25 protein-coding genes are annotated in these 23024 nt (G+C 58.1%); 16 read left to right on the top strand and 9 right to left on the bottom strand.

Going from position 1 to position 23024, the window contains the following annotated elements; translation table 11 throughout:
• The first annotated feature begins 3 nt into the window (after nt 1-3).
• From LARV_RS19345 to LARV_RS19335, 3 genes are all read left to right on the top strand, one after another.
• Nucleotides 4-330: a hypothetical protein gene (locus LARV_RS19345; RefSeq protein WP_075075447.1), complete on the top strand. Its 327-nt coding sequence runs from the start codon at nt 4-6 to the stop codon at nt 328-330.
• Between the two features lie 134 nt (nt 331-464).
• Nucleotides 465-1433: an RHS repeat-associated core domain-containing protein gene (locus LARV_RS19340; protein WP_075075446.1), complete on the top strand. Its 969-nt coding sequence runs from the start codon at nt 465-467 to the stop codon at nt 1431-1433.
• 18 nt (nt 1434-1451) lie between these two features.
• Nucleotides 1452-2027: a hypothetical protein gene (locus tag LARV_RS19335; RefSeq protein WP_075075445.1), complete on the top strand. Its 576-nt coding sequence runs from the start codon at nt 1452-1454 to the stop codon at nt 2025-2027.
• Between the two features lie 431 nt (nt 2028-2458).
• On the opposite strand, the gene LARV_RS19330 is transcribed toward LARV_RS19335, so the two are convergent.
• Together LARV_RS19330 and LARV_RS19325 are read right to left on the bottom strand one after the other, a co-directional pair.
• Complete coding sequence (locus tag LARV_RS19330) at nt 2459-3043, bottom strand: flavodoxin domain-containing protein (protein ID WP_075075444.1); 585 nt, start codon at nt 3041-3043, stop codon at nt 2459-2461.
• Between the two features lie 238 nt (nt 3044-3281).
• Complete coding sequence (locus LARV_RS19325) at nt 3282-3722, bottom strand: CoA-binding protein (protein WP_075075443.1); 441 nt, start codon at nt 3720-3722, stop codon at nt 3282-3284.
• Between the two features lie 240 nt (nt 3723-3962).
• Here LARV_RS19325 and LARV_RS19320 point away from each other — a divergent pair, with 240 nt between their 5' ends.
• The 9 genes from LARV_RS19320 to LARV_RS19280 all read left to right on the top strand — a co-directional run bounded on the left by LARV_RS19320 (nt 3963) and on the right by LARV_RS19280 (nt 11830).
• A complete protein-coding gene (locus LARV_RS19320; RefSeq protein WP_330219134.1) occupies nt 3963-4499 on the top strand; it encodes a methylated-DNA--[protein]-cysteine S-methyltransferase in 537 nt (178 codons plus the stop codon).
• Between the two features lie 127 nt (nt 4500-4626).
• Nucleotides 4627-5628 (top strand): sensor histidine kinase, encoded by a 1002-nt coding sequence (locus LARV_RS19315; protein WP_152031889.1) that lies wholly within the window; start codon nt 4627-4629, stop codon nt 5626-5628.
• Nucleotides 5597-6298 (top strand): response regulator transcription factor, encoded by a 702-nt coding sequence (locus LARV_RS19310; protein WP_075075441.1) that lies wholly within the window; start codon nt 5597-5599, stop codon nt 6296-6298. The genes LARV_RS19315 and LARV_RS19310 overlap by 32 nt, the downstream gene beginning before the upstream one ends.
• Before the next feature lie 99 nt (nt 6299-6397).
• The gene (locus tag LARV_RS19305) at nt 6398-7522 is read left to right on the top strand and encodes an ABC transporter substrate-binding protein (RefSeq protein WP_201785963.1); all 1125 of its coding nucleotides are present in this window, start codon (nt 6398-6400) and stop codon (nt 7520-7522) included.
• An 81-nt stretch (nt 7523-7603) separates the two neighbouring features.
• Complete coding sequence (locus tag LARV_RS19300) at nt 7604-9325, top strand: ABC transporter permease (protein WP_083522789.1); 1722 nt, start codon at nt 7604-7606, stop codon at nt 9323-9325.
• A 9-nt stretch (nt 9326-9334) separates the two neighbouring features.
• Entirely contained in the window at nt 9335-10435 is a 1101-nt protein-coding gene (locus LARV_RS19295) for an ABC transporter ATP-binding protein (RefSeq protein WP_075075440.1), read from the top strand.
• Nucleotides 10436-10666: 231 nt separating this feature from the next.
• Complete coding sequence (locus tag LARV_RS20485; protein ID WP_172797951.1) at nt 10667-10831, top strand: hypothetical protein; 165 nt, start codon at nt 10667-10669, stop codon at nt 10829-10831.
• Entirely contained in the window at nt 10828-11082 is a 255-nt protein-coding gene (locus LARV_RS19285; RefSeq protein ID WP_083522788.1) for a DUF1232 domain-containing protein, read from the top strand. The genes LARV_RS20485 and LARV_RS19285 overlap by 4 nt, the downstream gene beginning before the upstream one ends.
• Nucleotides 11083-11098: 16 nt before the next feature.
• Nucleotides 11099-11830, top strand: a complete 732-nt coding sequence (locus LARV_RS19280) for a zinc dependent phospholipase C family protein (RefSeq protein ID WP_075075438.1) — start codon at nt 11099-11101, stop codon at nt 11828-11830.
• Between the two features lie 96 nt (nt 11831-11926).
• Here the strand turns inward: LARV_RS19280 and LARV_RS19275 are convergent, their stop codons facing one another.
• Entirely contained in the window at nt 11927-12745 is an 819-nt protein-coding gene (locus LARV_RS19275) for a class I SAM-dependent methyltransferase (RefSeq protein ID WP_075075437.1), read from the bottom strand.
• 232 nt (nt 12746-12977) lie between these two features.
• Here LARV_RS19275 and LARV_RS19270 point away from each other — a divergent pair, with 232 nt between their 5' ends.
• Nucleotides 12978-13835: a DegV family protein gene (locus tag LARV_RS19270; RefSeq protein WP_075075436.1), complete on the top strand. Its 858-nt coding sequence runs from the start codon at nt 12978-12980 to the stop codon at nt 13833-13835.
• A 187-nt stretch (nt 13836-14022) separates the two neighbouring features.
• On the opposite strand, the gene LARV_RS20480 is transcribed toward LARV_RS19270, so the two are convergent.
• Nucleotides 14023-14199: a hypothetical protein gene (locus LARV_RS20480; RefSeq protein ID WP_172797950.1), complete on the bottom strand. Its 177-nt coding sequence runs from the start codon at nt 14197-14199 to the stop codon at nt 14023-14025.
• Nucleotides 14200-14262: 63 nt separating this feature from the next.
• A complete protein-coding gene (gene mgrA / locus LARV_RS19265; RefSeq protein ID WP_075075435.1) occupies nt 14263-15255 on the bottom strand; it encodes an L-glyceraldehyde 3-phosphate reductase in 993 nt (330 codons plus the stop codon).
• A gap of 203 nt (nt 15256-15458) precedes the next feature.
• Between mgrA and LARV_RS19260 the strand changes: the two genes are divergently transcribed.
• Both LARV_RS19260 and LARV_RS19255 read left to right on the top strand, forming a co-directional pair.
• Nucleotides 15459-16826 carry a DUF58 domain-containing protein gene (locus LARV_RS19260; protein ID WP_152031888.1) on the top strand — a complete coding sequence of 456 codons (1368 nt, stop codon included), beginning with the start codon at nt 15459-15461 and terminating at the stop codon, nt 16824-16826.
• Nucleotides 16823-19072 (top strand): transglutaminase family protein, encoded by a 2250-nt coding sequence (locus LARV_RS19255; protein ID WP_075075433.1) that lies wholly within the window; start codon nt 16823-16825, stop codon nt 19070-19072. Before LARV_RS19260 ends, LARV_RS19255 begins: the two co-directional genes overlap by 4 nt.
• A 260-nt stretch (nt 19073-19332) precedes the next feature.
• On the opposite strand, the gene yjjX is transcribed toward LARV_RS19255, so the two are convergent.
• Nucleotides 19333-19875, bottom strand: a complete 543-nt coding sequence (gene yjjX / locus LARV_RS19250; protein WP_075075432.1) for an inosine/xanthosine triphosphatase — start codon at nt 19873-19875, stop codon at nt 19333-19335.
• A 177-nt stretch (nt 19876-20052) separates the two neighbouring features.
• Between yjjX and LARV_RS19245 the strand changes: the two genes are divergently transcribed.
• Entirely contained in the window at nt 20053-20250 is a 198-nt protein-coding gene (locus LARV_RS19245; protein ID WP_075075431.1) for a hypothetical protein, read from the top strand.
• Nucleotides 20251-20411: 161 nt separating this feature from the next.
• On the opposite strand, the gene LARV_RS19240 is transcribed toward LARV_RS19245, so the two are convergent.
• From LARV_RS19240 to LARV_RS19230, 3 genes are all read right to left on the bottom strand, one after another.
• Complete coding sequence (locus tag LARV_RS19240) at nt 20412-20939, bottom strand: hypothetical protein (RefSeq protein ID WP_075075430.1); 528 nt, start codon at nt 20937-20939, stop codon at nt 20412-20414.
• A 220-nt stretch (nt 20940-21159) separates the two neighbouring features.
• Entirely contained in the window at nt 21160-21774 is a 615-nt protein-coding gene (locus tag LARV_RS19235; RefSeq protein ID WP_075075429.1) for an HD domain-containing protein, read from the bottom strand.
• A gap of 62 nt (nt 21775-21836) precedes the next feature.
• The gene (locus LARV_RS19230; protein ID WP_075075428.1) at nt 21837-23003 is read right to left on the bottom strand and encodes a TolB family protein; all 1167 of its coding nucleotides are present in this window, start codon (nt 23001-23003) and stop codon (nt 21837-21839) included.
• Nucleotides 23004-23024 lie beyond the last annotated feature (21 nt).

Below are 23024 nucleotides of genomic sequence, written 5' to 3'. Positions count from 1 at the left end.
ATTATGGAAATAATAGGGGCTAGAATTGTTTTAACAATCGATGAGCCTTGGGATTCATATAGAGTAATAAATGGAAAAGTTACCCAATTATTTACTGGTGAGGATGACTCTCCTTATCTCCTCATTGTTGGACCTCAATCGGCCGAGGTTTTTGTTGTATCGCCACGCTATGAAAATTTCGGTGTAGACGATATCGTACATGGAAAAAAGTTAATTGTAGATATTGCTGTACCAATTGATAACAAACGTCCTTTCGATAAGGATAAATATTTTACTAATTTAAAGTATATAGGTATTGGTGCGATTGAATTAGCACCACTCGATGGATAATTGTATGATCGACAAAAAATGCTATGAGTGGCTTAGTTAGTTAGGAAGTGTCGCAGGAAATCAAATATTTCACTTGTAAACCATAACATTCTATTTCATCGCGCAGTTGATTTTCAGCGGCCGCGCTGTAGTAAATGACCTTGGCGGTCGTTGCACCGATTGGTGAAGTCTACTACCTGCTCAGCGATCACCTGGGCAGCACCACGGTCACTTTGAATGTGGACGGTAGTGTCAAGTCAGAAATTCGCTACGACGCCTGGGGGAAGACTCGGGATAACTCGGGCATAACCCCAACTGAACGGCGATACACCGGTCAAATAGAAGAAGCCGGTGCTGGCCTGTATTTCTACAATACGCGCTGGTACGATCCGTCGCTAGGACGATTTATATCTCCTGATTCCATTGTCCCAAACATAGGAGAAGGAGACAATCCCAATGCAGTTGGGTATTTGGCAAACGCTAATAATTCTGCCCTGACGGTTGCTTTCCACGAAAACCAATTCTTGGAGCAGTTAAATCGAGAGAACAAATACCTTTTAGAAAATCAAAATGGAAGAATGCCCAGCGTTCCCAACAATCCGCTAGCATTCGACCGCTATGCCTATTCCCTCAATAATCCAATTCGTTATGTCGATCCAACCGGGCACTTTGCAATCCTTGCCGCATTGGCATTAATCAGTCCTGCGGGTTGGGTAGCAATTGGAGCCGTTGCGGTAGTAGCCGTTGTTTATTATGCTTCAGGTGGACCAGAGGCTTTTGCAGAGGGATTAGCTCCAGTAATCGAATCTTTCTCTGCTCAAGTAACAAATGGGATAAACTTACTATTTGCGGAAACAAGCAAGAGATTAACCGATGAGCAGCAAACTGTAGATAATTGGGCATCTGAAGCAGCGAACCGGCCAAGGCGAGGAAAACCTCCCCTGACCACTGAAGAAGCAGATGCATTGTCTGAACTTGCAAATGAAGCAGGATTATCGGTAGACACAGATAAGAGCCATATCGAAGGTGGACATTGGGATCCATTAAATACGGGGGAACCTATTCCTCATATCCATATCAACGGGCGCCATATTCCAGTACACAATGGATATGTACCAAAATAGACATTTGAAAGGAGAAATATGAATACAAATTTCCCTTCGCTAACAGTAAATGGATTTATCGTCGTAGAAGATGATCAAGGAGTTCTTGATGTCAAATATAGAGGAATTTATGGAATTGTTTGGCCATTAAAAAGTCTTCCTTCAGTTGAAGACCCCCTACTAGAGGAGTCACTGGGAATCGATCATTATTTGAAGTCAGGAGAAACAATTTATGCTGAAGTCACTACCAATTGGGAAGCTACTCTAAAATACTGGGAATACTGTAGATCAAAAATGCTTTTGGTTCGTTTACTGCGGATTGAAACGATTTTGCCTATGCCATTTGTGAGTGTACCGCCGAAAACTCAATGGGAATTTCTTGGCTATGATGTGTCTTGTGTTTCTGGTGATTTTTACTCCGCGATCCATCAGGATTTGCTTGTAAGAACATTAGGTGATTTGCAAAAATGGAAAAACAGTTTAAATAAAAACAAACTTTTCGATGATTTCCAAACAGCATCTGATTTCTTATTGAAAAGGGCATTATTAGGTGCTGACAAAATCGAAACCATTGGTGATTTCTTTGTCGTGCGGTTATTTAATTATGTGTCATAACAATAAAATGAATATGCATCGGTTATTCGATGAGCGCATTTTTCCGACCAAATCTCTCGCTCTCAATTCTTCCCTCCCCGTAATCCAGATCGGCGTGGAGACGCAGGGCAGCAATTCGTTGTTAATTCTGGCTATTACCTAACCCATCCCATTTTGCCCAAGCAATTGTCAAACACCTGGCGTATGGATCACAACGTCGCTGGGCAGCGAATTGCCATGCGGGTGGCGAACATGCCGGTGGCAGAACCTTCGCCCACCCCCGGGCCTACTCCGACGGTCGAGCCTCCTGCTCCAACGCCAACCCAAGTGTTTCGAGGACCAGCACAGCCAACAAACGGTCGGAGACGCGGGGGAGAAGACGCGCATACCCAAAAGCCGGGCAGGCGGGCGCAAGCTGGGAGAACGACGGACGTCGTTACTACCGTTTCGATCTACAACCTCTCTCCCACCGCCTTCGCCCAGGCGCGGATATACTCCCAATCGCGGTAATCGCCGGGGACGGCCTGGACGACGATCATGACGAAGGCCGCCTGCCACCATTTGAGCCGGCGCATATCCAGTTGGCCGTTGAAGAAGGCCACGCTGAGCGGCCTGACGCTCGGGGCGGCGGCCAGCATGGGTTTGAGGTAGTAGCCCAGGCTGGTGAAGCGCTCCTTGAGGGTCAGCGAGCCGGGTTTGAGCGGTTCGGAGACCAGGTTGGGGTCGAGCATGAGCGGGACGGCGGGCAGGGGCTCTGCAGGCACGCGGGTCAGGCGCATGGCGCAGGCAAACAGGGCCACCTTCTTCGGGGCGAGTTCGGCGGCGTGGCGTTTGAGGAAGCTGCGGGCAGCGGCCTGCCAGCCGAAGATCATGGGCGCGCCGATGACGACCGCGTCGTAGGCGCTCAGGTCGGCGGCCTGGGCGATGGGCTTGACTTCGGCGGTGTGGCCGGCCTGGTTTAGTTCGGCGGCAATGGCAGCGGCCACTTCAGCGGTCGAGCCGGAATTGGTGGAGTAGGTGATTAATATCTTACTCATTGTTTACACCTGGAAGAGGATCACCACGGAGACACGGAGAACACGGAGAAGAAAAGTAGGAAGGATGAGAGAAAAAACACGTAGGATGGGTGGATGGGCAACGGCACTGAAATCGGTCAACGGCGCTGCCTGCCCCGTAACCCATCCTTCAGGTCTCAAAAATCTCTGTTTCCTCTGTGATCTCTGTGGTCGCCTGCACCCCTGGGGTACTGTGGCTATCTTAATCCCTGTCTGAGCCTCAATATTGCCCGAATACCCGGGCGAAGAATCGATGGAAGGCATGCACCGAATTGACCTGGCCGGCGTACATCAGAATGCACTTGCCCTCGATGGGCGTGACGCCGGCTTCGCGGGCGGCCTTGGCGGTCTCGAGCGACTGGGCGCCCTGCTGCACCCAGATGCGGGTGATGCCGGCAGCCGCCGCTTCGCGGATCACCGCGGCGGCCTGCTGGGGATGCAGGCAGATCACCGCGCCGTCGATCCTGCCGGCCAGCTCGGTGAGCGATTTGTAGCACGGGTCGCCGTTGATGGTGTCCATGTTGGGGTTGACGCCGTAGACGTCGAAACCGCGTGCCTTGAGTTCGGTGTAGACGGCCGTGCCGAATTTCTGGGGGGAACGCGACACGCCGACCACGGCCAGGTGTTTGGCCTGGAGAAAGTCTTGAATTTTAGGATCCATACGAAACCCTTTTCTAAAATTTCGGATGTTAATATCTTACATGAATAATACGGATTGCGCGGAATTTGGTTTCAGATTTTTGGGTTTTCGGATGAAATTCGAGCCGTCCGGAGCAGGACTGGGGCGGTGGGTCGCATTATAACGGGTGGGAAAGCGGACCGCCCGCTTTGGATTGCGCATAGCCATGTGACAACAGGAAATTCAGGCTACCAGTCGTGCTACAATCAGGAGAACGATCGAATGGAACCGTATCCAATGCCAACCCAATCCACCATCCTCACCCTGTCCATGCGCACGCCGTTGGGCGAGATGCTGGCCGGCGCCGCGCAGCAGGGCATCTGTCTGCTGGAATTCGCGGACAGCGGGCGCGCCGGGCCCGAATTGCGCCGCCTTGAAAAACGCCTGGGAGCGGCGGCCGGGCCGGGGGAGAGCCCACTGCTCGAGCGCTTGCAGACCCAACTGGACGAATACTTCGCCGGGCAGCGCCGGCAGTTCGACCTGCCGCTGGCGACGGCAGGCACGCCGTTTCAACAGCGAGTCTGGGCGGGCCTGCGGGCCATTCCCTACGGCGAGACGCGTTCCTACCGCCAGCTTGCGGAGGAGTTGGGACATGCCAGTGCGGTGCGCGCGGTGGGCAAGGCCAACGCCGACAACCCGATTGCGATCCTGGTGCCGTGCCACCGCCTGATCGGCTCGGACGGCTCCCTGATCGGCTACGGCGGCGGGCTGTGGCGAAAGCAGCGTCTGCTGGAACTGGAAAAAGCGGTTGGCGGTTAGCGGTTCGTGGGTGGCCATTGGCGCACGGCCATTCATTCAGGCAGGGGTTTAGTACCATCGCCCGGTCAGCAAGATTGTCCCCCGACGGTCCGGTGGCTGGAATATTCTTTTTAATATAGAATTGGATGTGCTAAAAAATATCATTGCGATCCTTTCCTTCGCAATCGGTTTCCTGTCCCCGCTGGTCGGCATCGTCTGGCTTTTTGCACACGGCTGCCGCCAGATCAAGATATTCATCTGTCAACTTGGCCTTGCCTTGCTGTGGGGACTGGGTGGACTGGCATTTTTCTTTTTCGACCCGACCACCGCCGGGGTCCTTTTGAACCTGGCTTTCATACTTTCGCTGGCGATCGGCTTTTTTCTGTATCAGCGCTACCGGAACCATCAGGCGGAAGTCCAGCGCCTGAAGAAATTGATCGATGCGCGGGCCGATCAGATCGCCATGCTCGGGCATGAAATCCGCACCCCGCTATCGTTGATCAAGGGTTCGGTCGAGCTCCTGATCGAGGGCAACCCCGGCCCTTTGACCGGGCAGCAAACCGTTTTTCTCAATACCATCAGCCATAATTGCGAGCATCTCATCTCGTTTTCGGAAGATTTGCTGATCCAGGCCAAGATTCAGGCCGGCCTCTTCAAGCTGCACGTTCAACGGGTGGATTTGAAAAGCATCGTCCGGCTGGCGGTGGAACAATCCCGGTTCCTGACCGAAAAAAGGCGGCAACACTTCGTCACCAATTTTCCTCAGGTCGGCCTCTGGATCTATGCCGATGGCCGCCTGATTTTGCAGGCGTTGAACAATCTGATCCTGAATGCCAGCCGGCATACCTCGGTGAATGGGCATATCTACATTTCGTTATCGCGGAACGACAGCAGTGCTGTGGTGACGATCAATGATGACGGCGTGGGCATGTCGTCTGAGGACCGGCGCAATCTATTCAAGAAATTCTCCAGCGGCAAGCCGTTGGGGGATGGGACCGGATTGGGCCTGGTGATCACAAAGCAGATCATCGAGCTGCATGGCGGCAAGATCATGATCGACACCAGTCTTGGCCGGGGTACGACCGTGCTTTTCAGTCTGCCCTATTGGAGAGAGGAAAATGAAAAAACCGAGAGCGCTCGTGGTGGATGACGAAATTCAGATGGTTTCCATCGTTGCCTATGCTCTTGAGACCCAGGGATTCGAGGTCGTCCAGGCCTACGAGGGCCGGGAAGCCCTGAAGAAGTTCGAGGAGGAAAAACCCGATCTGGTCATCCTGGATGTCATGCTGCCCGGGATGAGCGGTTTCGAAGTCTGCCAGCGCATTCGAGGAACGACCTTCACCCCGGTGATCCTGCTTACAGCCCGCAAAGAGGACGAAGATATCATTCACGGGCTCGAACTGGGCGCCGACGATTACATTACCAAGCCGTTCCGTCCCCGAGAGCTGGCCTTGCGGGCCCAGGCCGTTTATCGGCGAACCTGCGGAGAGATGAACGCGCAGACCATTACGGTCGGAAAACTGAAAATCGATCCGGTGGCCCATAAGGCCATGATGAACGAGGAATCCCTGCACCTGACGCCAAATGAATTTTCTCTCCTCGTTTGCCTGGCATGTCATCCCGGCAGAGTATTATCCTGGCAGTCGTTGCTGAAAAATGCCTGGGGCTTGGAAATCTGGGAGGGCGGCAAGGAGATGGTGAAGATGGCCGTCTACAGGTTGAGGCAGAAAATCGGCGACAACCCCGATCACCCGGAGTTCATCCTGACCATTCGGGGAGTCGGCTACACCATGATCCTTCACGCTGAAAATAGAATGTAACTTTTTTGTTACCAAGCGTAACGCGGACGTGACCCAGCCGGATCGGGCCCGTGGTATTTTGTAAGCGTCCCAATACCACGACATAGAAGGAGGATAAGCATGTCAAGGCGTATCATCGTATCTATCTCGATCATGGTCGTAGCGACCATTCTGGCTGCATGCTCCAATTCCGCAGCCCCGACTCAAGATCCGGTATCGCCAACGGTCGCGCCTGCCACCGAGGTGGTAAAAACCGAAGCCGCCGCAACCGAAGCGCCAACGCTGGATACTTCCAAAATGAAATTGACCGTGCTTTGCGGTCCCCAGGAAGATTGGTGCATTGCCGCAACCAAGGCATTTCAGGAGAAAACCGGCATCGCCACCAACTACGTCCGATTGTCCAGCGGCGAGGCGATCGCGCGCCTGAGCGCGTCCAAAGACAACCCCGAATTCGATGTCTGGTGGGGCGGCCCGGTGGACGGATACCAACAGGCCAAGGACCAGGGCCTGGTTCAGGCATACGGATCGCCAAATGCCGCGCAGATCGCGGATAATTTGAAGGACCCCGACGGCTACTGGACCGGAATTTATGTGGGGGCGCTGGGCTTCTGCTCGAACACTGCGGTGCTCAAAAACCTGGGCGTGGATGTGCCCGAGTCCTGGGATGACCTGCTCGACCCGGCGCTCAAGGGTCAGGTTGCCATGGCGCACCCGGCCACATCGGGTACAGCTTTTACGGCCTTCTGGACGGTCAACACCCTGAATAATTTCGATCAGGAAGCGACCTTTGCCTATTTCAAGAAATTGCATAATAACATTCTTCAATACACAAAGACGGGGTCAGCGCCTGGTCCCATGGCCGGACGCGGCGAAATCGGCGTCGCGATCATTTTCTCGCACGATTGCGTGATGTATCAGAAACAGGGCATGACCGATCTCAAAGTCAGCTTCCCCGCGGAAGGTACCGGTTATGAGATCGGCGGCGTGGCCATCATCAATGGCACCCCAAACCTGGACGCTGCAAAGATGTGGGTCGATTGGTCGTTGACCGCCGAAGCCCAGGAGATCGCCGCCACGGTGGGCTCCTACCAGTTGCCAACCAATCCCGATGCGACGGTTCCTCCTGAAGCCGTCAAGTTGAGTACGATCAAACTGGTCGATTATGATTTTGTCGCCTCCGCCGCTGCCAAGAAGGCGCTGACGGAGCGTTTCGACGCCGATATTGCGCCGGCGCCAAAAGAGTAGTTTCCCGACTTCATCCCAGATGATCTTCACAGGGCTATTTACCAATCCTTCGGTAAATAGCCCTGACTAAAAAGGAACCCCATGTCATCCACGGTCAATAAACGGATCATCAAAATATTCCCGAGGATTTCCATCGATAAGGGTTTGGCCTTTGGATTGATCGTCATCACCCTGTTTCTCCTGATTGCAATCCTGTTTCCATTGTTCAAGATCCTGGGAACCGCGATCAGCAAGGATGCCATTCCTTATTATCAGCATTTCTTCAAGTCGCCTGTTTACCTCGGAATCATTTGGAACACGGTCAAGCTCGGCCTTGTTGTCGGGCTGTTGGGAACCGCGGTGGGCTTCCTGTTCGCCTACGTGCAGGTGCGCACCGATGTGCCCTGCAAGCGCTTCATCCATTTGATGGCGTTGATGCCCATCATCAGCCCGCCTTTTGCGGTCGCCACCGCAGCCATCGAGCTTTTCGGCAGGTCGGGATTGATCACCTACAACCTGCTGGGCATCCGTTACAACATCTACGGATTTACAGGGCTGACAGGCGTCCTTGTATTATCGCTCTTCACCGTGGCCTATATGAACTTTCAGGGAATGCTGCGCGCATTGGACCCGTCCCTGGATGAAGCTGCGACCAATATGGGGGCGACAAAATGGGATGTCTTTCGCACGGTGACCATTCCGATGCTGATCCCGGGTATTGCCAGTTCTTTCCTGCTGCTATTCGTCGAGGCGATCGCCGACCTGGCAAACCCGTTGGTTCTAGGTGGAGATTTTACCGTACTGGCTTCGAGGGTCTACATCGCCATCGCCGGCGAATACGATATCTTTGCCGGCGCCGTGCTCTCATTCGTTTTACTGGTCCCATCCCTGACTGTGTTCGTTCTGCAGAGATATTGGGTCAACCGGAAATCCGTCGTTTCGGTCACCGGGAAACCTTCCGGACGCATGATGGTTGTGACCAATCCGTTTGTGCGGTGGGGATTGTTCAGCCTGGTTATGTTTTTCTCGGGCTTGATTTTACTCATTTACGGCACCATCTTCGTCGGCGCGTTCACAAAACTTTTTGGCATCAACTATACCTTTACGCTGGAACACTTCAAATACGTGATCTTTGGCCTGGGTTCGCAAGCAATCCTGGACACGTCGAAAATGGCCTTGATCGCCACGCCGATCGCCGGCCTGCTGGGGATGCTGATCGCCTGGCTGGTGGTGCGGAAGCGTTTTCCCGGACGGGGATGGCTGGATTTCATTTCGATGCTTGGAATTGCCGTACCCGGCACGGTCCTTGGTATCGGTTATCTGCTGGCCTTCAACCATTCAGTGACCCTCCAGTCGAAGATTCTCCTGCCGCCGCTGGCCGGCGGGACCGCGATGGCCGGGGGAATCATTGCGCTGATCCTGGCCTACATCGTTCGCAGCGTTCCGGCGGGAGTGCGTTCGGGGATTTCATCGCTGCAGCAGATCGATCCCTCGATCGAAGAGGCATCCATCAGCCTGGGCGCGAACAATGCCACCACATTTTTGAAAGTGACCCTTCCCCTGATCCGGCCGGCTTTCCTGACCGGTCTCGTCTACAGCTTTGCGCGTTCCATGACCTCGCTTTCAGCCGTCATTTTTCTGACAACGCCCGAAGCCAAGGTGATGACTTCACAGATCTTGAATGAAGTAGACGCCGGACGTTTTGGCAATGCATTTGCCTATTGCGATATTCTTATTTTGATCGTTTTGACTGTAATCGGCATTCTATACCTTGTCGTGGGCAAGGCCGGCGGCGTCGGACAGGACCTAAGGGTATCCTCATAGGAGCAGAACATGCAACCGCGTAAAGAAGCAGGTTTTCTATCCTTAAAAAATGTAAGCAAGACTTTCGAGCAGGGAAACAACATCGTCAAAGCCGTGGACGATATTTCGCTGGAGATCATGGGAGGCGAATTCATCACCCTGCTGGGTCCTTCGGGCTGCGGCAAGACCACCACCCTGCGACTGATCGCCGGTTTCGAATCGCTGACCGCCGGATCGATCATCCTGGACGGCAAAGAGATCAGCCATCAACTGCCAAACGAGCGTTCGATGGCCATGGTGTTCCAAAGTTACGCCCTTTTTCCACACCTGAATGTATTCGAAAATGTGGCCTACGGGCTGCGCTTGAAACATATGCGCGAAAACGAGGTCAAAGAAACGGTCGACCTGATTCTCAACATGATGAACCTGGTGGGGTTGGAAAAGCGCAGCCCGGCGCAGCTATCCGGCGGACAGCAGCAACGGGTTGCGCTGGCCAGGGCGATGGTCATGAAACCCAAAGTACTCCTCTTCGATGAGCCGCTCTCGAACCTCGACGCGAAGTTGAGAACCCAAATGCGGCTGGAGATCAGGCACTTGCAGCAGCAGTTAGGGATCACCAGCGTTTATGTCACACACGATCAGGTGGAAGCCATGAGCCTTTCCGATCGGATTGTGGTGATGAACAAGGGGCGGATCGAACAGGTTGACCGGCCGGAAGAGGTCTTCCTGCGGCCTTCTTCCCTGTTCGTGGCCGATTTCATCGGGCGGGCGAACTTCATCGAAACGGAAGTACTCCGGCGGAATGGGGATTCCTGCCTGGTGAACGTTTTTGCAACGGATTATTGGGTGGTCAGCGATCCATCCGTGAGGGTTGGTGAAAAAGCTTATCTGATGGCCAGGCCGGAGGCCATCAAGCTGATCGATGTTCATGCGGTGAAGCGAGGCGAGATCGTTTCGACGATCTACCTGGGATCGACCGTGGAATACGAACTGGAAGCGGAGGGCATGAATCTACTGGCAGTGGACGCAAGCCCCAAATACGACCAGTTGCTATCCGAAGGCAGGAAAGTGGGGATCTACATCGATCCGGATCGAAGTTATTTGCTGCCTTACGACGGCAAAGCGTCGTGAAAACCCGGGGGCCACAATCGAATTTCGCCGGGAAGAACTGTGACTGAATGAAATTTGTCCAGCAGCGCTATTTTGGGCTGGCCGGAAAAGAGACCGGATGGCGGAAACGCGCCGGTCTCAATTTTTATCCCTTCCGGAACCGGTGGGCGATCGGCGCCTCGATGCTTCGAACAGAATTTTCGGCGCGGCGGCGGCCCATTTTTGATATTCTCCGATTCGTTGGAGCCGGAAGTGAAACCCGGCAACCAGTTTTCAGGCGCTGACCGCCATTCCAAAGAAGGGCCGGGTAAACCGGATCCCGAATCGACGAAAAGCGAACCAACGATTTTTCAAGCAACAAAAACCGATTCAAACCGTATAATCAATGAATACCTTGAAAGCATGGAGAAACAATGAACACTCCTCCTCCGAATGAAAAATTTGGCGTGCTGACCACACCGCTGTCGCTGCGCGGCTGGCCGACCTGGCTGGTTTATCTGGTGGCGGTCCTTGGGTTGATCTACATTCTCAACCCTACGGCGGGTTTCCTGGAGCTGCTGCCCGACAACCTGCCGATCATCGGCAACCTCGACGAAGGCGCGGCCTTCATGATGATCTGGTACGGGCTGGTCGAGTTCTTCGAAGGCCGCAAGTACCCAAAGCCGTAAAACAGGATCCCTTCACATGGCCACCTGGATCGTTCATCTACGCATTGCCGAAAACCTGCTGGAACAGGCGCCGGGGTTGGATGAGTCCGCCTTCGCGCTGGGCAACATCGCGCCTGATTCGGGCATCCCGGACGAGAAATGGGAGCACTTCGACCCGCCGCCGAAGGTGACCCACTTCCAGATATCCGATCACCCACATTATCGCAGCGAGGATCTGCGCTTCTACCGCGAGCACCTGCTGCCGCTGCGCGGGTCTGAGCCGGACGCGGCCCTGTTTTCCATTCGACTGGGCTACTTCTTTCACCTGGTGACCGACAACCTGTGGTACCAGCAGGTGGGGCGGCCGGCGGTGCAGCGCTGGCGGGCGGATTTTGCCTCAGACGCGGCCTTCTGGGACGAGATCAAGGGCGATTGGTACGGCCTGGATCACGCCTACGTGCGCGCGCACCCCGGGTCGCTGTTCTGGCGGGTGTTCGTCCACTGCCGCTATGAGCGCGACGACCTGCCCTTCCTGCCGCCCGAGGCCGTGCACCGCCAGTTGGCTTATATTCAAGATTGGTACCGCTCGGACGACGCCGGGATCCGCGCCATGCTGGCCCGGCCGTTCGAATACCTGAATCAGGGCCAGGTGGACGCGTTCATCGAAGGGGCAAGCCGGAAGCTGGCCGAGATCTATCGCTCCTTATGGGTGGAAAGCGCTGCGGTGGACGGCAAAATTTCGGCGTTGGAAATGCTGGAGAATTGCTGATTGCTGATTTCGGATTGTTGATTGAAGATGAACCGGTGATACGGCAATCCTGACTCGAAAAGCCGCATACCAAATACCGCGTACCGTATCGCCGCATCACTCGTTGCCCTCTCCCAATGGCTTCACGGCCTTGATCGAGAACGTCAGCGGCAGCGAGGGGATGCCGGGTTGGGGATAGTAATTGCCGTCGGCGCGCTGTTCGAGCCAGGGGAAGGCGGGGTAATTGGTATACGGGAATTCGTGGACGAACTGGATACGCAGGCCGGCGTCGATCAGGGCGCTGATGACCTCGCCCAACGGATACGACCATTCGTAGGTTTCGCCGTGAACGTCGGCGGCGCGGTCGGCGTAGGTGCCGTCCACGGGCAGCACGATGGCGCCCTCGTTGAAATAAGGGTAGCGCTGTTCGACGCGCTGGCCTTCATCGTCGAAGACCATCGAGAAGGGGTGGTACTCGGCCATGTAGAAGACGCCGCCGGGCCTGACGTAGCGCGCAGCGATGCGCGCCCATTCGCGCACATCCGGCAGCCAGGTGAGTACGCCGTAAGAGGTAAAGACCACGTCGAAGGTCTCGGCGAGGTGCTGCGGCAGGTCATAGAGGTTGCAGCAGATGAAGCGCGCCGGCAGGTTCAAATCGACGCCGGTCTGTTGGGCGATTTTAATCGCCTCGGGCGAGAAGTCCATGCCGGTCACGCTGGCGCCCAGGCGCGCCCAGGAGAAGGTATCGTGACCGAAGTGGCACTGCAAATGCAGCAGGCTCTGGCCCTGCACGCTGCCCAGTTCGGCCAATTCGAGCGCGTGCAATGTGTTGCGTCCGTGCAAAAAATCGGCGTGGTTGTACATTGCGGAGTGAAGATTGACCTGAGCCCAGGCATCCCACATTCGACGATTGGCCTGCATGCCTTTGTTTTCCATTGATATTCTCCTGTCCGGGTGAGGAAATCGAGTTCGGGGCACGGGAAGGGGGGAATTCGGGTTGTACTTTGCGGATTCCTATTGAAATAAACGATTTTTTGTGACCCTGAATGTGAATCCGTTCATATTTCCACTATTTTCATACTTGTGGTATAAAAACATTGTCATTTTGCCGGACACTCTATTCTACCGGCAAATTGCGCAGAGACTCGTTGTTGAGAGGGTGAACTTTATGAATCCTGTAATGATCCTGACCGATAGTACAGCCTATCTCCCCCCCGATCTTGTGGCCAGCCATCCGATCCGCGTCGAGCCTCTCACATTGAACTGGGACGGCCAAACCTACCGCGACGGCGTCGACATTCGGGCCGAAGATTTTTACAAGCGCATGACGAAATCGTCCACGCTGCCCACCACCAGCCAGATTGCCGCCGGCGAGATCGAAAGGGTTCTGAACGAGACGCTCGCCAGGGGCTATGATGTGCTCATGCTGCTCATTTCCAGCGGGATCTCGAGCACGTATTCGACGGCGGCCAGCGTGGCCGCCAATTACCCGCCGGATCGGGTGGCGATCATCGACACCCACCTGGTCTCGATGGCGCTTGGTTTTCAGGTGCTGGCCGCGGCGCGCAAGGCTGCGGCGGGCGGGAGCCTGGCCGAATGCAAGCGGGTCGCCGAGAAGGTCTACGATCACATCGGCGTTTATTTCACGGTCGATACGCTGAAATACCTGGCGGCGGGTGGGCGCATCGGCAGCGCCAAGCGCATTCTGGGGGCGGCTTTGATGATCAAACCCATGCTGGAGATCCGCGATGGGAAGATCGAGTTGGTGGAGAGCGTCATTTCGCGGCGCAAGGCCGTCCAACGCCTGCTGGACCTGGTCGAAGAGGGCATCGGCGGGCGCAAGCCGGTGCGCATCTCGGTCTTCCATGCCCTGGCGCGCGACACGGCAGATTATTTGATGACTGCCTGCCGGGAGAGGTTCAAGCCGGTTGAACTGATCCTCTCGGAAGTCAGCCCGGTGGTGGGCAGCCACGTGGGGCCGGGGACGGTGTCGATCGCCTATCAGGCCGGAGAGCCGGAGGATTAGCCACAGAGAACACAGAGAACACTGAGAAGAAAGAAAGAAAAGAGACAAAAGAGACAAAAGCTGGTTTGCTTTTGTCTCTTTTTATTTTCAGGCCGTCTTCCCGCTGAGTAAAAAGCAATCCCTCTTCTCTTTCTTTTGCTTTTTTCTCTGAGTTTGCCTGCACCCGCAGGGTGCTGTGGCTTTCTTTCTATAGCAGCAAAATCAGCAGCAGGATGGGCAGGCCGAGAAATAAAGCCACCAGCACCAGGATTCCCACGGCCAGGCCCAACGCTCCGAAGACCAGCCCGATGACGCCGCCAACCAGGCCGACCACAAGCGCGATCAAGCCGCCGATGATGTCGATGATGAATTTGAACAGTCCCATGGTTACCTTCCTTTCATAATCTACAAGGTATACGCACGGGATGGGATAAAGTTGCAGGGCGGATCAACCGGCCAGGATCGAGTCGATCGCCGAGAGCTCCTCCGGGGAGAATTCCAGGTTTTTCAGCGTCTCCCCGACGTTCAGAACCTGCTCCGGGCGGCTGGCGCCGAACAGGGCCGAGGTAACCACCGGTTTGCGCAGCACCCAGGCGATGGCCATTTGGGCCATGCTTTGCCCGCGCTGCCGGGCGATGGCGTTCAGCCTGCGCACCCTGGCGATCTTTTCAGCGGACACGTCATCCTTCTTGAGGTAGATGCCCGACTTCGCGGCGCGCGAGTCCTCGGGAATGCCCTGCAGGTAACGGTCGGTCAGCAGGCCCTGGGCCAGCGGAGAAAAGACGATGCAGCCCACGCCTTCCTTCGCCAGCACATCCAGCAGCCCGCCTTCCACCCAGCGGTTGAACAGGTTATACGACGGCTGGTGGATCAGCAGTGGGGTGCCCATCTGGCGCAGGATATCGACGGCCCTGCGGGTCTCCTCCGCGGAATAGGAAGAAATACCGACATACAGGGCTTTGCCGTTGCGAACGATCTGATCGAGCGCGCCCATACTTTCTTCGAGCGGGGTTTCGGGGTCGGGGCGGTGGTGATAAAAAATGTCCACATAATCCAACCCCATCCGTTTGAGGCTCTGGTCCAGGCTGGCGATCAGATATTTGCGCGAGCCAAAATTGCCGTAAGGCCCGGGCCACATGTCCCAACCGGCTTTGGTCGAGATCACCAGTTCGTCCCGATACGGCGCCAGGTCCTTGCGCAGGATTTCACCAAAGGTCGTCTCGGCCGAACCATACGGAGGACCGTAATTGTTGGCCAGATCGAAATGGGTGATGCCCTGGTCGAAAGCCAGGCGCACCATCGCGCGCGCGTTCTCGAGCGTGTCCACGCCGCCAAAGTTATGCCAGAGGCCCAGGGATACGGCCGGCAGTAAGAGCCCGCTGCGGCCGCAGCGGTTGTAACGCATCGCCTCGTACCGGTTCTGAGCAGCTACATAAGTCATGGGGTTCTCCTTTCAGCATCGTTCGACCCGAATTGACATTTATGATTCTACCAGTGATGTAAAGCCTGCCGGCGGGCGTTCGATTTGCCGCCGGAAGCGTTTCAGATGAAATACCCGCGCGGGGGCCCGGAAAAGGCAGGCAAACGCATCCTGGCCGGCCCAGGATACGTTTCGATCCAGTACATCTCGTATAATAATGACGAATGATGTTCACATTCCGGTTTCGAATCGGGTCAGGATTGCGGCGCTGGTGGATCGGGTTGACGCGTTTCGAGTTCGCCGACCACCAGGCGCGCATCCGCCTGCGGCAGAGACTCCCGCTGGCGGCCGGCCTGCTTGCCTTGATCTGGCATCTCGTTCTGCCTTCCGAGCAGGCAGTCCTCCTGGTGACCGCCTGGCTGGGGTTGATGCTCAGTTCCTATTTGTGGGCGCGGCAGATGGCGCGCCGGGTCAGCGGATCGCGCCGGCTGCTTTCCTCGGCGCTGCAGGTGGGCGACGAACTGGAGGAGCAGGTTTCGCTGCGCAACACCTCGGGCCTGCCGGTGCTGGCGGCCGAATTCATCGACCGCTCGGATCTGCCCGGGCATTCGGTGGCGGGCGTGCGCGCGGTGGAGGGCGATGGGCACGCCGATTGGAAGGCAGCCGTGGTCTGCACGCGGCGCGGCCTGTTCACCCTGGGACCCTGGGAACTGCACCTCAGCGATCCGTTCGGTATTTTTACAGTCGAGCAGGTTTATCCGCAGCGTAGCGAAGTGCTGGTCTATCCGCCGCTGGCGCCGCTGCCGCCGGCGCTGCTGCCGCGCGGGCGCACACGCGGCGATCAGCGCCCGCTGCGGCGCATGCTGGGCGCGGACACGGTGGCGGCGGCCAGCGCGCGGGCTTATCTGCCGGGCGATCCGCTGCGCTTCATCCACTGGCCGACCACGGCCCGCAAGGGCGCGCTGTACACGCGCATCTTCGATCCCGAAGCGATCTCGGCGGTGTGGTTGATCGCGGATCTCCATTCCGGCGCGAGTGATTCCGCGACCATGGAAACGATGGCCGTGCTGCTGGCCTCGCTGGCCGACCAACTGCTGCGCGGGCGGCTGGCGGTGGGGCTGCTGGCATTGGGTTTGCGGCCGCAGGTTCTGCCGCCCCGAAACGGCCTGACCGCGTTGGGGCCGCTGCTGCGCGCGCTGGCGCAAATCGAAGCCGATGCGCCGCAACCGTTGGAGGATACCCTGCTGCGCGCCGGGGAGATGATTTCGCAGCGCAGCCTGTACCTGCTGATCACGCCGGACATCAGCCCGCGCTGGATGCCGGCCCTGCAGGGGCTGGCCAGGCGCCCGGGCGGGCAATCCGGGCAGGTGGTGCTGCTCGATGCGACCCCATCCGACGTGAAATCGGCGGCTCCGGCGCTGGCCGATCTGCTGCGCAGGCAGGGCTTCCCGGCCGACGTGGTGCGGCGCGAGGACGTGCGCCCCATCAGCGGCGCATACGGCGCGCTGCGGCGCTGGGAATATATCACCCTGGGCACCGGCCGGGCGGTGGTGCGCCAGCGGCCGCGCGACGTCGCAGGAATGCCGCGATGAAGGCCCTGCTGCAGCGCGTATGGGAGCGACTCCGCCACCGCCTGGCCGGCGTCTGGGTACCGCTGCTGCTGCTGGCCGGCGCCGCGGCAATGGTCGGCGTCAGCCTCAATGAGGCCCCCTGGCTGGATTGGACGATTCGACCGGCCTGGGTGGTCTGGCCGGGGCTGCTGTGCGGGCTGCTGCTGGCGCAAACGCGCTGGCCGGGTTGGTTCGGGGGGCTGTATTCGATTTTCATGTCGCTGGCGGCCGGATTGCAGGTCATCGGGCAGCCCGTGCCGCCCGCGGCGCAGTGGGGCGGGCTGGGCTGGCTGGACGGGTTGATGCTGGTCAACCTGCGCCTGCACGTTCTGGCGCAGCGCCTCAGCGGCTGGTTGGATCTGGCCCGGAGCGGGCTGTCGAACTTCGATTCGGGGCTGCCGCTGTTGATGCTGCTGCTGGTGGGTTGGAATGTGTGCGCCTGGATGGCGTTCCACGCCCGACGCGGGCGCGTGTTCTGGGGCCTGGTCGCCGGCTGGGTGCTGCTGGCCTTCGTGGGCAACGCAGGCGGACAGAATCTGTGGCTGCTGGCGTATTTCACCCTGGTGGCTTTGGTGCTGTTGGGGCTGGCCCACTTTCGCGAACGCATCGCCAGTTGGGAACGGCGCCGGGTCGATTACCCGGACGAGTTATCCGGCGATTGGATGGCGGCGGCAGCCACGCTGGGGCTGGCGGTGATGCTGCTGGCGCGCGCCGCGCCGGCGGTGGCTTCACCGCAGGGCTGGCAGAAGATCAACGATTGGTTCAAACCCACCCAGAACGAACAGGCCGCCACCCCGGCCCCGGTGAGTAATTACCAGTCCCAACCGCTGCCGGCGCGATCGATCGACCTGAGCGTCATCGGCCTGTATCTGCCGGAGAGCAACGACACGGTGTTGTGGGTGCGCACCAGCGACCCGCTGCCGGCGGCGCAGACCGGCATGCCGGCTTCGGCCTACGAAATTCCGCGCCATTACTGGCGGGGCGGGGTGATGAGCGTCTACACCGGCCGCGGCTGGCAGGCGGCGGCGCTGGTCCTGAGCCCAAAACCGGCCGCGCAAAGCCTGGCGCCGACCTATGCGCGCCGCAAACCGCTCGAACAGACCTTCGAGCTGCCGGGCGGGTCGAGCGGCATGTTGTTCGCTGCCAACGAACCCCTGGAGGCTTCGGGAGCGGACCTGTACGCGAGCGTGCCGGATGGATCGTTGATCGCGGCCGGGCAATCCAGCCGCTACCAGGTGGTTTCGTGGGTGCCGGATGTGGACGCGGCCGCGCGCAGCGCGGCCGATCCGCAGGCGGCGCCGCCGGATATTGTGAAGACCTACACCCAGTTGCCGGCCAGTCTGCCGCAGCGCGTGCGCGACCTGTCCGGGTTGATCGCCGGCAGCGCGGATACGGCCTACGCCAAAGCCGTGGCCATCCAGAACTACCTGCGCCTGACCTATCCCTACGACCTGACGGTGGCGCCTCCTCCGGCCGGGACGGACGAGGTGGACAATTTCTTATTCGAGGCGCGGGCGGGATTTTGCAGCCACTTTGCCACGGCGATGGCGGTGCTGCTGCGGGCGCAGGGGGTGCCGGCGCGGGTGGCGGTGGGTTATCTGACCGGCGAGTACGACCCGGAGCGCGGCGCGTTCCGCGTGCCGGCCTCGGCGGCGCATGCCTGGGTGGAGGTGTACTTCGCGGGCTACGGCTGGATCGAGTTCGAACCCACGCCGGCGTTTCAGGCGCCGGGCTACGAACTGACGGCGGCCGGACAGGCCGGCGCGGGGCAATCCCAGGCGCGGAAAAAGGGGCTGCCCTTCGACGCGGGGCGGCTGGCGTTGATCGTGGGCATTGGCCTGGCCGCCGGGGTGCTGGCGGCAACCATGGTCGCCGTCGTGCGCTTCGAGCGCGGCGCAAGGCGCGCAAAGAGCCCGGCCGGACGGCTGTACTGGCGGCTGCGCAGCGGGCTGGCCTGGGCGGGGCAATCCGCGCCGGCCACCGTAACGCCGCTCGAATTTCTGGAGGACTGCCGCCCGGCGCTGGCGGCGCGTCCGAACCTGCTGCGCGCAGTGGAGGAGCTGACCGGGCTATATGTGCGAGACCGGTTCGCGCCGGGTCGGGTGGCCGAACGCGAACTGGCCGCGGCGCGGGCGCGCTGGCGCGCGGCGCGGGGTGAACTGGGGGTGTGGATTTTAGGAAGAAGAATCACCACAGAGACACGGAGGACACGGAGAAGAAAAGTCTAAGGAGAAGAGAGAAAAAGAAGAATTTATAGATCCTTCGGTTGAAGCATCAATATATAGAAAAAGTGGAAGAAATTAGCCACAGAGACACGAAGACCACGGAGAAGAGAGAAAAAGCTGTAGGTTGGGTTGAGGGGTGAGACCATCCAGGATTTATCTGGTATCCTATCCACCCGAAACCCAACGTCCCTGGCCGTTGCGGAACGTTGGATTTCGTTCCGGCATATACTCCCGACTCTCAGGTTATCGTCACTCAACCCAACCTAAAATTTGCCATCTTGATAAAGGTCCGGATTCTTGTATCCCACCAGCGCCAGCACCACGGCGTGCTCGTAGAGCGCGGCGCGGTCAATGACGTCGCCGGTGAGCAGGCCGATGGCGCCGTTTTGCTGCTTGGAGTTGACGGCCCCAAAGATGATGTCGTCCGCTTCGCCCAGTTCGATGCCCTGGCGAACCAGTTTGGCGACCGCCGGCGGCAGGAAGAAGGTGCCGGTGCGGGCCTTACCGGTGGCGGCCGGGGAGAGCACGGCCACCCAGGCGAAGACGGCCAGTTCGCCGCCGGTTTCCTCCACGCCGCCCTCGATGCCCACCCAGAAATCGGCCTGGGGATGCAGCGCCCGGGCGGCCTCGGCGCGGTTGAGCGCGCCGCGCAGTGTCTCGGCGCTGTCCATGGGCTGGTTGCTGACGCCGGAAGGCGCGGAGAGCGGAACGACGGCGAAAGTTTCGGCGGGGAACATGCGTTGGAAGCCGTTCAGGGAGGCCTGGGCTTTGACGGGGTTGGTGGAGGCGACGACGAGGGTTTTCATACGGGAAGGGCCTTTCGGGGGAAGAAGAATAACCACAGAGAAAAGATGAGCCACAGAGAACACAGAGACCACTGAGAGAAGATTATAAGAGAAGAAGATAAAAGAGAAAAGATGAGCCACAGAGAACACAGAGACCACTGAGAGAAAATTATAAGAGAAGAAGATAAAAGAGAGAAGATGAACCACAGAGAACACAGAGACCACCGAGAGGAAATATATAAAAAGAGAAGGAAAAAGAGAGAAGATGAGCCACAGAGAAAAAAATTAGAAAAGAAGAAATGGGAAAAAGGCGGGTCGAAAAAATGGCGCGGCCTGGAGCAGTATCCTCCAGGCCGCGGCGTAATCAACGAAAACAGGTCGGTCAACGACGGATGAACGGCAGGAATACTTCTTTGATCTCGCAATCCTCCGGCGTAATAATGGAGCAGGCCTTATTTCTGGATGAGCGGTAGCAGACTGGTATTCGCGTAATCGATGCGAAACCCCTGAACGCGGACAGTCGATCCAGGCGGTAAAGACATTTCAAGATGGTAACTTTAGGAAGACGTATCGATTGACGAATAGGCGATGGTCGTATCTTCCGCCGTACGGAAGGAATCGGAGTAGCCGGTTGTACTCACAGATGCCATTGTATTGCAGCCCTCCCAGCCCAATGGACACTGGTATAAGTAAACGGCCATATTACCGGTTTGATTATTATCGTAATAATAGGCGACTAATTTCGTAATGATGACCCCGTTTGGCAGGAGCAAGGGCGCATCAAACCAGCTCGCATTCGGACCGGGATTGTAAATGGACTGGAAAGAATAATTCGGCGGCTGACCCGGGAAGGATGGCGATATGTAGGGGGTGAATTCGAACGGACTGATCGCGATATAGCCTGGGCCGCCGGGTACGGCAGCCGCGAGGACGGCTGAGTCTGTTCCCGGACCGCTGGTGTCGCTTGGACCTGCGCCAGTGGGGTCGCTGTCCTGGGCCAGAACGAATGTGCTGGTGGACTGCGATGCGAAAAGGACCAGCGCCAATACTGTCACGAGGGTGAAGAACCGGTTCATGCGTAACATCATAACCTCCTGAATTGAAGCGGAAAAAGTAGTCACTTTTCAGACGGTTGGTTACGGGTAAATTGTCAGTAAGCGGGAAAGTAAAAGACTAAGCAATAAGGGGAACAATGTATTATTAATAGATACATATAGTATACATATTGATCAAAACAAATAAACCTATAAATTCCAGTTTATACGGAGATGAATTTTTGGGGAAAACCGGTTTCACCGTTTTGGCTCATTCTTCGATTCCGAAGAATTCCCAGGCTTCGATCAGCAGGGGGTGGACGGCGGGGAGGAATTCGCGCTGCCGCCAGAGGTGGCGCAGGTAAACCGCTGCGGCGGCCGGCAGTGAGTCATCCAGCGCGGCCTGCATTGCGTCCAGATAAGGCGGCTGGCCGGGCTGGTCCCAGGCCAGTTTGTCGGCGCAGAAGAGCAGCAGGTCCAGCGGAGCGGGATTGGGACGCAGGGTGGTGTGACAGGCGATGGCCGAAAGCACGGCCGGATCGCTGACGCCGAAGGCCTGTTCGGCCAGCCCGGCCGAGAGGCGCTGGTGCAGCAGCATGGGATGCTGGCGCTCGGCGGGCAGAATGGGCAGATCCAGTTCGCGCGCCACGCTCAGGCGCTGCGACGCCGGCCAGACGGCCGAAATATCGTGTAGCCATCCAGATAGGGCGGCGAGATCCGGATCGACGCCAAAACGCAGCCCCAGGCGGCGGCACTCGGCGGCCACCGCGGCGCAATGAGCACAGGTCCGCGGGTGGCCGTGGGCTCCCAGGAAGAGCGGAACGGCCAGCGCGGGATCGGCGGGCAGGTTCAGGTTTTCGAGCAGGGCGGATATCAGGGGATGCATATCGATCTGATCAGGAGGGTGTCATCCGGGGCCGGTCGGTACGGGACGCAGCCATGCTGAAATCAGGGGCGCAGGTCTGGACCGGATAGATCGGCCATGGGGCGGCGCTGGCGAAGGAGGGTGGTGATTGCGGGCCGCCAGCGCGGATAGAGATTGGTCCCGGGCGGAAAATCCGCGCGGCAGGAAAGCCTGCCGCCGCTGGCCGGCAGGGTGCACAGCGTGGTGGAACGGCTGGCGGGGAGCTGCCTGAAAAAGCTGATCCACTGGCCATCCGGTGACCAGGCGGGCGTCGAATCGGCCGCCGGATCGTTCGTCAGGCGGGTGTTGTCCGTACCATCCGGACGGATCCTGTAGATCTCGGCGTTCCCATCCAGGTCGGTCGAATAAACGATCCAATCGCCGGCCGGGGAGAACTGCGGCGAATACGCGCCGGCCAGCGGATCGGTGAGCCTTAACGGCGGATCGCCGCGCAGATTGACGGTGTAGAGGTGAAAATTCCCGAAGTAATTGGCCGAGAAGACGATCGATTGCCCATCCGGCGCCCAATCCGGATCGGCGATTCGCCCAAAATTCTCGACCAGGCAGCGGGTGTTCCTGCCGTCCGAGTTCATCATGCATAATCTGAGATTCCCGGTTTCGGCGGTCCCGGAAAGGAAGGCAATCTGCGTTCCGTCCGGCGACCAGGATGGGTCGGTGCCGCCTTCCGGGCCGGTATAAAGCTGCTGCGTGTTCATCAGGCCGTTGATTCCGTCGCGGGCGACATCGACCACAAAGAGCTGCGACACACCCAGGAAATTGCGGGTCGAAAAGATGAGGCGTTTCCCATCCGGCGACCAGTCCATGCCGTCGATGCCCGCCTGAGTGGCGATCAATACCCCGGGTTGGGCGCTTCCACGGGCCTGATAGGCGATTTCCATGGGCAGGGTCGTGAACCGGCCGGTGTAGACGTCGAAATTGCGCTGAAAAATGAGATCGCCGGATCCGCCGCCCACGGGGGTGGGTGTGGGCGACAGTCGATTTTCGGGCGAAGGAGTAAAGGTGGGCGGAATCCGGGGGACCGGCGAAGGGGTGGGTGTGAAGGTTGGCCATGCCGGCCGGGTTGGGGTGGGCGGCAGTGCGGGTGTGGGAACCGGCGCCGGGAGCAAGGCAACCCCCGCCCAGCAGCCTCCCAGAAGGAAAACCAGGAAGCCGGAGCAAACCAACCACAGCCGACCGGACCGGGGTTTCATGGCCGAATGTATCCCAGAAAT

The organism is Longilinea arvoryzae, from assembly GCF_001050235.1.
Taxonomy (GTDB): Bacteria; Chloroflexota; Anaerolineae; order Anaerolineales; family Anaerolineaceae; genus Longilinea; species Longilinea arvoryzae.
This window is presented reverse-complemented; position numbering and strand designations above follow the sequence as displayed.